Annotated in this window: 10 protein-coding genes and 5 tRNA genes; 11 read left to right on the plus strand and 4 right to left on the minus strand. The window is 33.6% G+C overall.

Annotation, left to right across the window (positions count from 1 at the left end; genetic code table 11):
* The first annotated feature begins 43 nt into the window (after positions 1–43).
* From MARIT_RS09720 to MARIT_RS09735, 4 genes are all read left to right on the plus strand, one after another.
* Positions 44–709: a hypothetical protein gene (locus MARIT_RS09720; RefSeq protein ID WP_024741246.1), complete on the plus strand. Its 666-nt coding sequence runs from the start codon at positions 44–46 to the stop codon at positions 707–709.
* A gap of 169 nt (positions 710–878) precedes the next feature.
* Positions 879–1,868, plus strand: coding sequence for a pyruvate dehydrogenase (acetyl-transferring) E1 component subunit alpha (gene pdhA, locus MARIT_RS09725; protein WP_024741245.1), 990 nt, complete (start codon positions 879–881; stop codon positions 1,866–1,868).
* A gap of 3 nt (positions 1,869–1,871) precedes the next feature.
* Entirely contained in the window at positions 1,872–3,512 is a 1,641-nt protein-coding gene (locus MARIT_RS09730; protein WP_100211412.1) for a pyruvate dehydrogenase complex dihydrolipoamide acetyltransferase, read from the plus strand.
* A 97-nt stretch (positions 3,513–3,609) separates the two neighbouring features.
* Positions 3,610–8,394: a reprolysin-like metallopeptidase gene (locus MARIT_RS09735; protein ID WP_100211413.1), complete on the plus strand. Its 4,785-nt coding sequence runs from the start codon at positions 3,610–3,612 to the stop codon at positions 8,392–8,394.
* 101 nt (positions 8,395–8,495) lie between these two features.
* Here the strand turns inward: MARIT_RS09735 and aroC are convergent, their stop codons facing one another.
* Positions 8,496–9,557, minus strand: coding sequence for a chorismate synthase (gene aroC, locus MARIT_RS09740; protein ID WP_100211414.1), 1,062 nt, complete (start codon positions 9,555–9,557; stop codon positions 8,496–8,498).
* Positions 9,558–9,831: 274 nt separating this feature from the next.
* Here aroC and MARIT_RS09745 point away from each other — a divergent pair.
* Positions 9,832–9,916: transfer RNA gene (locus MARIT_RS09745), tRNA-Ser, on the plus strand.
* A gap of 136 nt (positions 9,917–10,052) precedes the next feature.
* A tRNA-Ser gene (locus tag MARIT_RS09750) sits at positions 10,053–10,137 on the plus strand.
* A gap of 235 nt (positions 10,138–10,372) precedes the next feature.
* On the opposite strand, the gene MARIT_RS09760 is transcribed toward MARIT_RS09750, so the two are convergent.
* Positions 10,373–11,263: an MBL fold metallo-hydrolase gene (locus MARIT_RS09760; RefSeq protein ID WP_100211415.1), complete on the minus strand. Its 891-nt coding sequence runs from the start codon at positions 11,261–11,263 to the stop codon at positions 10,373–10,375.
* 89 nt (positions 11,264–11,352) lie between these two features.
* Positions 11,353–11,790 (minus strand): GNAT family N-acetyltransferase, encoded by a 438-nt coding sequence (locus MARIT_RS09765; protein ID WP_100211416.1) that lies wholly within the window; start codon positions 11,788–11,790, stop codon positions 11,353–11,355.
* Positions 11,791–11,831: 41 nt separating this feature from the next.
* Here MARIT_RS09765 and MARIT_RS09770 point away from each other — a divergent pair, with 41 nt between their 5' ends.
* The 4 genes from MARIT_RS09770 to MARIT_RS09785 all read left to right on the plus strand — a co-directional run bounded on the left by MARIT_RS09770 (position 11,832) and on the right by MARIT_RS09785 (position 12,687).
* Positions 11,832–12,278 carry a GNAT family N-acetyltransferase gene (locus MARIT_RS09770; RefSeq protein WP_024741239.1) on the plus strand — a complete coding sequence of 149 codons (447 nt, stop codon included), beginning with the start codon at positions 11,832–11,834 and terminating at the stop codon, positions 12,276–12,278.
* Positions 12,279–12,339: 61 nt separating this feature from the next.
* Positions 12,340–12,412: transfer RNA gene (locus tag MARIT_RS09775), tRNA-Gly, on the plus strand.
* Positions 12,413–12,476: 64 nt separating this feature from the next.
* Positions 12,477–12,549, plus strand: a tRNA-Gly gene (locus MARIT_RS09780).
* 65 nt (positions 12,550–12,614) lie between these two features.
* A tRNA-Gly gene (locus tag MARIT_RS09785) sits at positions 12,615–12,687 on the plus strand.
* 50 nt (positions 12,688–12,737) lie between these two features.
* Here MARIT_RS09785 and MARIT_RS09790 read toward each other — a convergent pair.
* Positions 12,738–13,382, minus strand: a complete 645-nt coding sequence (locus MARIT_RS09790) for a rhomboid family intramembrane serine protease (protein WP_100211417.1) — start codon at positions 13,380–13,382, stop codon at positions 12,738–12,740.
* A gap of 100 nt (positions 13,383–13,482) precedes the next feature.
* Here MARIT_RS09790 and MARIT_RS09795 point away from each other — a divergent pair, with 100 nt between their 5' ends.
* The gene (locus tag MARIT_RS09795) at positions 13,483–14,412 is read left to right on the plus strand and encodes a lysophospholipid acyltransferase family protein (protein WP_024741237.1); all 930 of its coding nucleotides are present in this window, start codon (positions 13,483–13,485) and stop codon (positions 14,410–14,412) included.
* The last annotated feature ends 117 nt before the right edge of the window (positions 14,413–14,529 follow it).

Consider the following 14,529-nt stretch of genomic DNA (forward strand, 5'->3'; position numbering starts at 1 on the left):
TAAAAATAAAAATGGTATCATATTTGCTTAAGAAATAAATCATATGAAACACCTATCACAATTACTTTTATTAATAATGAGCTTCACAAAGCTTCATTGTTTTGCCCAGCTAGACAATTCCTTTGGAGGAAACAAAAATAAGGGGAGTTCCTTAGAAACTATCTCCGCTCCTGTTACCACAATTAAAAAGCCCACATCACTAGATTTTAATAACAGCAATGGGTTTAAAACCGCTCATAAAAAACAGCAACAAAAAGAAAGGAATATTGCCCTAGAAAAAGCCATAGAAACTAAAGGAATTTTCACCCCAAAAATGCTAGCAAAACAACGCTACCTAAAAAACATGGAGGGCTTTAGATCCGAAATACCTATGATTGATAAAGACTTAGGATCTTTTAACACTAAATCCAAAAACATTCATATCAGTGGAGCTGATTTCGGTCAAATAGATGGAGATGTTATTTCTATTTATAGAAATGGTGTCAAATTATTTTCTAATTATACCCTAGGAAGAAATACAAAAATTTTCACGATCCCTCTTGAAATAGGCTTTAATAAAATAGAAATTTTAGCCATTGATGAAGGAAAACTCAGACCCAATACTGGAGCATTTACTATTTATGATGATTATAAAAATGTATTTTTATCTGACCTATGGTCTCTTGCTAAAGGGGCAAAAGTCATAGCCCATGTCATAAGAGAAAAATAAGCTTAAAAGTACCTAACTACTGCTATGAAATAGTAAAAATGGTTACAAATCAAACCATTTTTACTATTTCCTGTTAAACTCTTTTTTTAAGTTATAGAAAACTACTACTTTTGTAGTTAGACTTTATTTTTTTTAAGTCAAACAAACATTAAATAAACAACTATTCATAATGAAAAAAATCACTAAAGAAACCTACGTCAATTGGTATAGAGATATGCTATTTTGGAGAAAGTTTGAGGATAAATTAGCAGCAGTTTATATTCAACAAAAAGTAAGAGGTTTTTTACACTTATACAATGGTCAAGAAGCCGTATTAGCAGGTGCCTTACATGCTATGGACTTATCTAAAGATAAAATGATTACTGCTTATCGTAACCACGTTCAACCAATAGGTATGGGAGAAGATCCTAAAAAAGTAATGGCTGAATTATACGGAAAAGCAACAGGAACCTCTAAAGGTATGGGAGGATCAATGCATATTTTTTCTAAAGAATTTGGTTTTTACGGAGGTCATGGAATAGTTGGAGGTCAAATACCTTTAGGAGCAGGTATTGCTTTTGCTGACAAATACAAAGGAAGTGATGCTGTTACTTTAACCTACTTTGGTGATGGAGCTGCTAGACAAGGTTCCTTGCATGAAACATTTAATATGGCTATGAACTGGAAGTTACCCGTTGTTTTTATTGTTGAAAACAATGGATATGCCATGGGAACATCTGTAGAGAGAACTGCAAACCATACTGATATTTGGAAACTCGGTTTAGGTTATGAAATGCCTTGTGGTCCTGTTGACGGAATGAACCCTATTAAAGTTGCAGAAGCTGTAGATGAAGCAATTCAAAGAGCTCGCCGTGGAGATGGCCCTACTTTTTTAGAAATGAAAACATATCGATATAGAGGTCACTCTATGTCTGACGCGCAACATTATCGTACGAAAGATGAAGTTGAAGAATATAAAAAAATAGACCCTATAACCCAAGTTTTAGATATCATTAGAGAGCATGAGTATGCTTCTGAAGATGAAATCAAAGCAATTAATCAGGAAGTAAAAGATAAAGTGGCAGAATGTGAGAAATTCGCAGAAGATTCTCCATTCCCCGAACTGAATCAGCTACATGATATGGTATATGAACAAGAAGATTACCCTTTTATCAAATAAATTATGGCAATAGTAATAAATATGCCGCGTTTAAGTGACACCATGGAAGAAGGTGTTGTGGCACAATGGATCAAAAATATAGGTGATACTGTGGAAGAAGGTGATATTTTAGCTGAAATTGAAACGGATAAAGCTACTATGGAATTTGAGTCTTTCAATGAAGGTACCCTTCTACATATTGGAGTTCAAGAAGGTGAAAGTGCTCCCGTTGATAGCTTATTGGCTATTATCGGAGAAAAAGGAGAAGATATTTCTGCTTTACTAAGCGGCGCTACCACTACTTCTTCTTCTGAAGAAAAAAAAGAAGAATCTCTTGAAAAAAGCACATCAGAAACTACTACAACTTCCATTCCTGAAGGCACTGTAATTGTTACAATGCCACGTTTAAGTGATACTATGGAAGAAGGGACTGTTGCTTCTTGGTTAAAACAAGTAGGTGATTCAGTTGAAGAAGGTGATATTTTAGCCGAAATTGAAACAGATAAGGCTACTATGGAATTCGAATCCTTTAACGAAGGTACTATATTGTATATTGGTGTTCAAGAAGGTGAGAGCGCTCCTGTTGATAGCCTATTGGCTATCATTGGTAAAGCAGGCACAGATATTTCAAACCTTACAAAAGGAGGCAATACAAATCTAACCGTCACTAGTACTCCTAGAGAAACAACAAAAGAAGCCCCTACAACTGAAACAAAAACTACTGATAATAAGACAAATGAAGTTGCTATTAGTAGTACTTCTACTCAACGAATTTTTGCATCTCCTCTTGCTAAAAAAATAGCAAAAGATAAAGGTATTTCTTTACTAGACATCAAAGGATCAGGAGAAAACGGACGCATCATAAAAAAAGATGTTGAAAACTATACTCCTAGCATTCAAACAGCAGAAATTGTTTCTCCAAAAGCAACTACCAATACAATCAACCCTTCGCCTATTACAGATAATACAATAACTTTTGGTGAAGAGCATACTGAAGAAATTAAAAATTCTCAGATGCGAAAAGCAATCGCAAAAGCCTTATCTGGCTCAAAGTTTTCGGCACCTCACTTCTACTTGAATATAGAAGTTGACATGGAAAATGCAATTGCTTCTCGTAAAACAATCAATAACGTTCCTAATGTAAAGGTTTCCTTTAATGACATGGTTGTAAAAGCTTCTGCCATGGCTTTAAAAAAACACCCACAAGTAAACACTAGCTGGACAGATAATACCACGAAGCACCACAGCCATATCCACGTAGGCGTAGCAGTAGCGGTAGATGAAGGGCTAGTAGTTCCTGTTGTAAAACATACTGATGCATTGAGCTTAACTCAAATAGGAGCTTCTGTAAAAGATCTTGCTGGAAAAGCTAGAAATAAAAAAATTACCCCTGCTGAGATGCAAGGTAGTACATTTACCGTTTCTAACTTAGGAATGTTTGGCATCGAAAGCTTTACTTCTATCATTAACCAACCGAATTCAGCTATTTTATCTGTTGGAGCAATCATTGAAAAACCTGTAGTCAAGAATGGAGAAATTGTAGTTGGAAATACTATGAAATTGACCTTAGCTTGTGACCACAGAACCGTTGACGGTGCTGTTGGAGCTCAGTTCTTACAAACCTTAAAAATGTATATAGAAAACCCTGTAACCATGTTAGCTTAACCTGATTACCAGTGTTTTACAATAAAAAAAGCTCGGATATCCGAGCTTTTTTTATTATTTTTTCATAGTTTTGTTTTGTTAATGAAAAAGAAAAACTATGGAAAAGAAATTATTATTCTTGATTCTTGCGTGTATTTATACCTTAAGAAATTACTCTCAACAAATTTGGAAGCAAACTAACAACTACTATAATGGTAAACAGAATCCTACCAAATATTACAACTCTTTACAACTCAACAAAGACTATTTCTTAACAATTGTCAAAAATGCTCCTAGCAGCACTCAACGAGAATCTTTTTCTAAAATAACACTTCCTATCAACGAAAAAGAGTTTGAAATTTTTGAAATTTTCAAAACTTCTTATCTAGCTCCTGAATTAGAAGCGAAATACCCCTCTATAAAATCTTTTATCGGTAGAAGTCTAACTTCAAACAAAATTGCTAGAATTAGTTATTCTAAATATAGTGGATTTCATGCAGCTATAAGTACTAGTAAAGGAACATACCTCATAAAACCTCATCATATAAAAAGTAACAGCTATTTATGCTACGATAAGAACAGTGGTCCATCATTTTCTAACTTTGAATGCAATACTATAGCAACTGTCAGAAATATGAATAGAGGCAAACAAAAATACGTAGCAAATGATCAATATTTAAGAAAATATAGACTTGCCATAGCAACAACAGCTGCATATTCTAATTTTTTCTTAACAGGAAATGAAAAAAGCAACGCCGAAAAAAAAGCTATTGTTCTTTCTCATATCAATAACTCTATCACAAGAATAAATGGCATATTCGAAAGAGATTTCGGTATAACAATGGAACTAATACCTAACAATGATACTTTAATTTTTTTAACCCCTGAAACTGACCCCTTCAATAGTAATGATTATAATAATAGCTTACAAACTACCTTAGATAATTCTATTGGAAATACCAACTATGATATAGGCCATCTCTTTGCTTATGAAATAAGCATACACGGAAACGCTGGTTGTATTGCTTGTGTTTGTACCGATCAAAAAAAAGGAAGTGCTTTTACTGCTCACAATGCTCCCGATTCAGATCATTTCAATTTAATTGCTAGCCATGAATTCGGACATCAATTTGGAGGGTACCACGTGCAAAGTAGCGCGAATTGCAGAAGCTCCATAGGTTTACAGGAAGTTGAACCTGGCAGTGGTAGTTCTATTATGAGCTATGCTGGTATCTGCTCTCCTATAGTACAAGAATCACCCGATGACTATTTTAACTATGTTGATATTAGAGATATTATTCAATGGACTCGAAATGAAAGCTCTTGCGCTGAATTAATCCCTACAAACAACACTCCTCCTAATGCCAACGCTGGAGACAACTATATCATTCCTAAATCAACTCCTTTTATTTTAACTGGATCAGGAACTGATATAGATCATTCCTCTATTTTATCATATTGCTGGGAACAAAACGACCCCGAAGATCCTAAATCTGTAGAAAGTCCCCAGCCAAGTTGGACAAAAGGTCCTTTATTTAGAAGCAGACCTCCTATATACAAACCAACTCGATATATTCCTCAATTATCCGACGTAATTAATGGAAATTTTACCCCTAAATGGGAAGTACTTCCTGCTGTTCAAAGAACAATGGATTTTGCATTAACCGTTAGAGATAACGCAATTATTGGAGCTAAAACAGCATCTGATGAAATGACGATCACTGTTACTGACAATACTGGCCCTTTTATCGTTACCTCTCAGAATACTACAGAAACATGGCATGTTGGAGAAATAAAAACAATTAATTGGAATGTAGCAAATACTAACAATCCTCCAATTAACACTTCTCATATAAACATATTATTATCTACAGACGGAGGATATACATATCCATATACAATAGCATCTGATTTAGAAAACAACGGAAGCGCTATAATAACAGTTCCCGAAATAGAAAAATCGACCAAAAGAGGTAGAATTATGATACAACCTAAAAATAATATTTTCTATGCAATAAATGCAATGGATATACATCTCAATACCTCTGAATTTACGATGAGTTTTCCTGAAAGCCATAAAGAAATATGCAAACCGAACGAGATTATTTATAATTTTACTTATAAAACTTATGTAGGCTTTAATGAAATTACCACCTTTACTACTGAAAACCTACCTCAAGGGTTCAATGCTACATTTAATCCTTCTGCTGCTTCAAAAAACAACACACCTATTACACTTACAATATCCAGTACGAATAGCACCCCCACAGGAAGAACAGATTTTAGTGTCATTGGTCTCTCTAACACGGTTAGAAAAAAATCTTTCCTTTCCTTTCATACCTATAACAATTTCTTAACCTCTCCTACCTCTCTTAAACCAGCCAATAATGCCCAAGAAGTAGATACTGACACTGCCCTAGAATGGAATTTTGACATCAATGCTAAAAACTATACTATACAACTCTCTAAAAATCTCGATTTTTCTAATATTATTGAACAAGCGAATACTACTGAAAACATTTATCATCCTAATCGACTTGCTCTAAATACTACTTACTTCTGGAGAGTAAAAAATGAAAATATATGCAGTGAAGGAACGTACTCTAAAGTTTTTTCTTTTACAACCAAGTGCTTCCCTCCTGAAAATATCCTTATTACGAATATTACTAAAAATTCAGCAAAAATAACTTGGACGGATAGCTATTCATTAAACTGGGAGGTTCAGATTGTACCTGAAGGAACCTCATTTACTAATACTGGTATCAATACATATACTCCTTCATATACCCCTTTATACTTAATACCTAGAACTAATTATGATGTTTACATACGATCTTTATGCAGTAATACCAACCGTAGTTCATGGGTTGGTCCTTTTTTATTTACCACACTACCTGATTATTGTAACGGAGGGCTCTTTTATGACACAGGTGGCTTTCATAGAAATTACTTAAATAATGAAAATACGATTACTACAATACTCCCTTCAAAAGCTACAGACATTGTTGAGGTCTCTTTTAGTAAATTTCATATAGAAGACGGCTACGATTATTTGCTCGTATATAACGGTAATAGTACTAATAGTCCTCTTATAGGTAATTACACAGGAAGTACCTCACCTGGAACACTTCGTTCCAAACAAGGGCAAGGTCTAACATTTTCTTTTATTTCCGACGATTCTATAACAAATACTGGCTGGGTTGCTACTGTTGACTGTATCACAATCACCTGTCCTCCTCCTCATAATTTATCTAGTCATAACACCACTTCTAATAGTTCAAATATTAGCTGGACCAGTAATGGAACTGAAACCGAATGGTTACTAGAGTACGGAGTTAAAGGGTTTACGATTGGGAAAGGCATAAATAAGATTTCAAAAAGTACCACCTATACATTAACAAACCTTATTCCACAAACGGAATATGATGTTTATCTCAAAGCTATTTGTGGAAACCTTCCTAATGATGATGACAGCAATATCATAGGTCCTATTAGTTTTAAAACCTCCTGTGGCATCTTCAATGCGCCATATTTGTACAATGTTGAAGATCAAAATCTAAATACTCCCATTCATGATTGTTGGTCTACTACTCCTAGCCTACAGGAAGCTCATTACTTTTGGGAGGTGCAACGTGCTACTTATAGCGAATCTAAAACAGGACCTTACAAAGCTCACGAAGGAGATCAATATTTCAGAACGACCTCATATACCAATGCTTCTTCTGGAGATGTTGCTGTTTTAGAAACTCCTTTTGTAAATATTTCTTCTCTAGAAAACCCTGTATTACATTTCTTCTCATTTCTATACGGAAGTCATATAGGAAGTCTCCATATAGATATATTCAGTAACGATACTTGGATAAATGACATTTTAACTTTAAGCGGAGCGCAACAAAACAGCTCTAAAGACCTTTGGCACGAACATCTAATCAATTTAAAAGATTTTTCTGATATTGTAAAGATTAGGTTCAGAGCAATTGCTAACGGCAATACTTTTAATGAAATTAACATTGATAAAATTAGCTTTACCGAAAAGCCTTCTTGCCCATCTCCTACCAATATTCAAATTTCAAATACAACAATAAATTCTTCTAATATTTCTTGGAGCTCTAATGGGGAAGAATCTGAATGGGTTTTAGAATATGGAGAAGAAAACTTTCATATAGGTAATGGCACTATCCTTACTATCAACTCAACTCCTTTTACGCTAAACAACTTAAAATCAAACACCTCCTATGACTTTTATTTAAAAGCAAATTGCAGCAACAAAGAAAGTAATAACATTGGTCCTTTCAAAATAAAAACAAGGGCTAATTGCACTGGTGATAACTTCTATGATTCTGGTGGTTTTGACACCATGTATTCTAACAATGAAAATTATACTACTACTATATTTCCTCCTAATGAAACCCATAAAATTACTGTAAATTTTCATTCTTTCGAGCTAGAAAGTTGTTGTGATGAGCTGCTCATTTTTGATGGTCCTAACACTGATGCTCAACTAATTGGTATCTATACAGGAAACAACTCTCCTAACAAAATAACATCTACCCATTACTCAGGTGCTTTAACTTTTAAATTTACCTCTGATAGCTCTATAACCTATCCTGGATGGGAAGCCTCAGTTTCTTGTGAAGGGACTCTTGGCTATCCTTCAATTTTTGAAAATGAAAACTTTCACTTTTTTCCCAATCCTGTACATGAAATACTAACAATTTCTTCAAATGACTACATCAAGCTGATAGAAGTTTATAATATCATCGGGAAAAAACTATTAAACCTTACTCCTCACAAAGATTCTTTGTTTTATAAAATTGATTTCACCTCCTTCTCCAGTGGTGTATATATCGTTAAAATTTATAGGAATAACAATGTATCTTCACTACGAATACTGAAGAATTAGCACTATCCAATAAAAAATACCAGTAACCTATTCAGTACTGGTATTTTCATCGTTTTAGTTAATACCTAAACATTGATTGTTCTTTTATATATAAAATTCTCTTATAATTTTCTCATTTTATTCAATAACCAAAAATCAGCTAACACCAAAGCAGCCATCGCTTCAACAATAGGCACTGCTCTTGGTACTACGCAAGGATCATGTCTTCCTTTTCCCTTTATTTCAGTAAGCCTTCCTTTTGAATTTATAGTCTGCTGATTCTGCATAATAGTAGCAACAGGCTTAAAAGCAACCCTAAAATAAATATCCATTCCGTTACTTATACCTCCTTGAATACCTCCTGATAAGTTTGAGGTAGTTTTCCCTCCTTCTTCAAAAGTATCATTATGTTTGGAACCTTTCATCTTAGCACCGCAAAAACCGCTTCCAAACTCAAACCCTTTAACGGCATTTATAGATAACATAGCCTTTCCTAATTCTGCGTGTAACTTATGAAAAATTGGTTCTCCTAAACCAACCGGAACATTTTTAACAACACAAGTTATCGTTCCCCCAATAGTATCCCCTGCTTTTCGTATTTCTTGGATTTTCTCAATCATATTTGTTGCAGACTCTTCATCTGGACAACGGACAATATTACTTTCTATTTTTCGAAAATCTAAATCTTGATATGGTTTATTTATAAAAATATCACCTACTGATGAAGTAAATGCATTAATTTCTATCTGCGCTATTAATTGCTTCGCTAATGCTCCCGCAACTACCCAATTAGCTGTTTCTCGAGCTGAAGTTCGCCCTCCCCCTCTGTAATCTCTTATCCCATACTTCTTATCATAAGTATAATCTGCATGTGAAGGCCTATACACATCTGTGTTATGATTATAATCCTTTGATTTTTGATTGGTATTTTTTATCACAAATCCGATGGAAGTACCCGTCGTAATTCCTTCAAAAATACCCGACAAAAATTCTACTGTATCAGGCTCCTTTCTTTGCGTTACTATTTTAGATTGCCCTGGTTTACGTCTGTCTAATTCAAATTGAATTGCTTCAAAATCTACTTTAAGACCTGCTGGAATTCCATCTATAACTCCTCCTATTGCCACTCCATGAGATTCTCCAAAAGTTGTTACCTTTAATGTATTTCCAAAAGAATTAAACATACTATCAAATTTTATACTGAGTTAAGAATGCGAAATTAGCATATAATATTATAAGAACATAACTTTATTTTATAGATATGATTGTAAATTATCGCTACTTCTTAATACCCCTAATTTAAGAGATCTCTTCTCTACTAAAAAAGCACACTCATAATTCACTAATAAACAACACACTATCAAAAAACCATAAAAAAAACAGTGTTTTTTTTTTGTATTCTATAAATAGTACATATATTTGCACCCGCAATCAGACAATGATCTGGTGAGACACTCAGGAGAAATGGCAGAGTGGTCGAATGCGGCGGTCTTGAAAACCGTTGACTGTAACAGGTCCGGGGGTTCGAATCCCTCTTTCTCCGCAAAACCTTTACTATTCTTAGTAAAGGTTTTTTTGTTTTTATAATTAAGTAAAAAATAAAAGAGAAAATATTTTTATATTCCAAAAAGGATTATATATTTGCATCCGAAATCAGAGAATATCTGATAAGGCGCTCAGGAGAAATGGCAGAGTGGTCGAATGCGGCGGTCTTGAAAACCGTTGACTGTAACAGGTCCGGGGGTTCGAATCCCTCTTTCTCCGCGAAACCTTTACTATTCTTAGTAAAGGTTTTTTGTTTTTATTAATTACTCCCTATAATTTAAGAATAGTTAGAGATCATGGATCAACCTCATTTGTTCTGGTTAAGCAAAAATCTGAGTTAATCTGTATAGGAAAAATTCTGCGTTTCTCACCCCTCTAAATTGTGTTCTAAATGCTTTTACCTTTGCATTGAAAGATTCCGCGGAAGCATTTGGGATTGATCCCTTGCCCTGCCTTATTTCTCCATACTATTTATCAAACTTTGATAAATAGTTTTTCGAATTCCTTCCCCAGAAATAAACCAACCTCCATATTTTTTATCATATTCTTGAGTTATTCTCACAGCAGCCTCTACCTCTTCAAGGGTTTTTCCTTGAAAGATTTCCTCCTTAATACGATCTCTAAGCACCACTAACATTTCCTTATAAGAAGACAGTTCTTTTTTATTTGAAACCTTCCGATGCCCCGGAATAATTTTAGTTTCTTTGTTCGCTAATAACAATACCTTATCAATCGCATTGATATATCCTTGAATACTCCCTCCCGACTCCAAATCAATAAATGGATATTTTCCTTGAAAGTAAGTATCCCCCATATGAATTACATTACTTTTCATAAAAAACACAATCGCATCTCCATCAGTATGAGCATTATGAACATGGGATATTAACATATCTTCTCCATTTAAATGAATCATCATATCTTCTGTAAAAGTTATAACAGGCAATGCTTCTTTTGATGCAGCTTCTTTCTCTTTTCCTCTAACAAATTGTTTTACACTCATTCTTCTCCTTACATTTTTATGAGATACAATTACCGCTCCTTCCTTTCTCATATTTTCATTTCCTCCTGTATGATCGCCGTGCCAATGCGTATTTACTAAGTATTTTACAGGTTTTTTTGTAATGCTCTTTATTGCAGCGAGTATTTTAGGTGTTAAAGGAGCAAACTGATCATCTACCATAAACACTCCTTCATCTCCTATATGCAACCCTATATTTCCACCTTGCCCTGTTAACATATATACCTTATCGGTAACTTTGTGTGTTTTTATAGTAACTTCTTTTTTTTGCCCCCATACTCCAAGAGTACATAAAATTGCCACTGATATTAGTATTTTTTTCATCAAGGATAAGTTTTGTATCTATCTTTATTCAAATTTCGAAAATTGATTTCTTTATAGTACGTATGTTTGAATATCCGTCGAATAGCATCTTAACTCATTACATATTTTCTCATCAAAAAATGAGTCCCTATTAACTTTACCTCAAAAGCCTTTCCTATAAGATCAAATCCTTGTTCTTTATAAAAACCAGCTGCATTATCTCTTGCATTACACCAGAGTACCCTTATAGTTCTATCTCTTAAAATAATTAAAGATTTCTCCAATATCATTGCTCCTATTCTCCTTTTCCTCCACAAAGGTAGTACAGCCATTCCTCTAAGCTGGTATTGACTTCCTCTAAATAATGGATTCTCAAACTCCATAAAAGTTGCCACACCCAATAACTCATTTTCTTTAAAAGCACCTATATGGAATGTATTTTCGTCAAAATCTCCATAAAACTCAAAAGGCAACTCAATTCCTTTTCTTAATACCTCAATTCTAATAGCATAAGTTTCTGAGGCCTTTATTTTTTTTATTTCTATCATTTTAATAGTATTATATATCTTTATATCAAATTATAAAAGCAATGAATATCCATTTTAGTCCTATTAAAAAAGAGCATATATCAATAATACTCCCTTTATTACAAAAGTTAAACACTAAAACACCTCCTAACATCTTAAAAGATCGCATTTTAGAAATGGTAAATTATCAAAATTATGAATGCCTAGGCGCTTTTGATCGCACAAAATTAATTGGTATTTGCGGTTTATGGTATAGTTTAAGGCATTACATCGGTAAAAGTGTTGAACCAGATCACGTAATTATAGATGAACAGTACAGGGGGCAAAATATTGGTAAAAGATTTTTTGAATATATTTATGAGCATACAAAAGCGAAAGGCTGTGAAGCTATAGAATTAAATACTTACACTGGTAATACTAAATCGCACAAATTTTATTACAACGAAGGTTTTGATATCTACGGTTTTCATTTTCTGAAAGTTATGCGTAAAGACAAAAAATTTTACTAATTTTTTTCGAGAAATTCTTTGTAGATACTAAAAAACCTTCTATATTTGCAACCGCTTTACTGCGGGAGTAGCTCAGTTGGTAGAGCGTCAGCCTTCCAAGCTGAATGTCGCCAGTTCGAACCTGGTCTCCCGCTCTAAAATTTCCTTTTAGGAAACTAAACATAGACAAGTTGTAGTAAAATACAATTTTGCTTTACTGCGGGAGTAGCTCAGTTGGTAGAGCGTCAGCCTTCCAAGCTGAATGTCGCCAGTTCGAACCTGGTCTCCCGCTCTAAAATTTCCTTTTAGGAAGCTAAACATAGACAAGTTGTAGTAAAATACAATTTTGCTTTACCTGCGAGAGTAGCTCAGTTGGTAGAGCGTCAGCCTTCCAAGCTGAATGTCGCCAGTTCGAACCTGGTCTCTCGCTCTAAAAACCGAAACAAAAGTTTCGGTTTTTTTTATTCATTTCATTTAAACCTACATTTTTTGTAATCTATCTCCAAAAGCTAATAACCCTATAATAGGAACCGCTAAGAATGCAATAAACATTTTATTTTCTGAAAACAACGCAGGAAATAATAATAAGGTAATGATGAACCCACCAATTGCTCCTCCTAAATGAGCAGCATGTCCTACATTTCCTAATTGTTTTTTCATTCCATAAATTGAGTATAACAAATATCCTATTCCGAAAATATAACCTGGCATTGGAATAGGAATGGGAAACATTATTAATTCCATACCTGGATACAACATGATTGCTGCATATACAATTCCTGAAACAGCTCCAGAAGCTCCTATTGCGCTATAATAAGGTGCTCTTTTATGTCTATAAAGTGAATACATGCTTCCTCCTAGCAAACTTCCTATATAAACAACCATAAAATTTATGCTTCCTAGACTATTTGCTACAATATCTCCAAACAAATACAATGCATACATATTGAAAAATAAATGAATATAATCTGCATGTAAAAACCCCGAGCTAAACATTCGAAATTTATCACCGTTTAAAATTTCACTAATTTGAAATTTATATCTATCAAAGAAAAAACGGTCATTAAAGCCTTTTAAAGAAACCAAAACCGTAGCTATAATTACTACTAATACAATTCTACTCATATTATATTACATTTTTTAGTTAGCAAACATAGCTAATTCTTGCAATAGTCTTGTGTGTTTTCAATTTTTATATTCGATATTTGCAACTTAATTGAAGTATATGTCCTTTTTAGTATTTGCACTTACTTACCCTTTTATTTGGCTATTATCTAAATTGCCAATGTGGTTTCTTTATTTAATTTCAGATTTCTTTTTCTTCCTAATTCACTATGTTTTTGGTTATCGAAAGAAGGTTGTTGAAAGTAATTTAAGAATGGCTTTTCCGCAAAAAAGTAATGCTGAAATAAAAAGTTTATCCAAAAAATTTTCTCGCCACTTTACGGATTTAATCATGGAAAGCGTTAAAGCTTTTTCTATGAGTGAAAAGAGCATGCGAAAACGTTATGTTTATAAAAATATCAGCCTTATAAATGAGCTTGCACAAAAAGGAAAAAGCATTGTTCTTACGGGCTCTCATCAAGCTAATTGGGAGTGGTCTTTTGGACTCCCTATGTTTGCCAAACTTAATTGCTATGGTACTTATACCAAAATCCAAAACCCCTATTTTGAGAAAGTAATAAAATCTTCAAGAAAAAAATTTGGTTATGATGGTACTGTTACTACTTTATTCAACAAAAGCGTTAATGATAGAGTTAAAAAAAATATTCAAAGCTTATATATTTTATTAAGTGACCAATCTCCACAAGTAGAAAAAACGAAATATTGGGCTAACTTTTTCAATATAAAGGTACCTGTTCATACAGGTGCTGAAATATTAGCTAAAAAGCATAACTTTGTAGTGGTTAATATGAACATAACGAAGAAGAAACGTGGATATTATGAGGCTGAATTTCAATTGATAACAGAAACTCCTAACAAGTTAAAAGACTTTGAAATTACGGATAGATATTTACAAATAACAACACAACATATAACCAAACAACCCGAATTCTATTTATGGTCTCATAAGCGTTTTAAGCATAAAGACAGGTATGACGAATGGCACAAAAAGCAAACTTTAAAAAGTAGCCATATTCCTCAATCTGTTTAAGTTAAAATAGATGTATTACTACTCTTTTACTTAAAAGTAACTATAAGAATTCTTGCTTAGAAAATATTTTTATACGTATTTATACTAGAAATCAACTAGGTATAAATACGGAAAACA

Origin of the sequence: Tenacibaculum maritimum NCIMB 2154 (assembly GCF_900119795.1) — a bacterium.
GTDB classification, from domain to species: domain Bacteria; phylum Bacteroidota; class Bacteroidia; order Flavobacteriales; family Flavobacteriaceae; genus Polaribacter; species Polaribacter maritimus.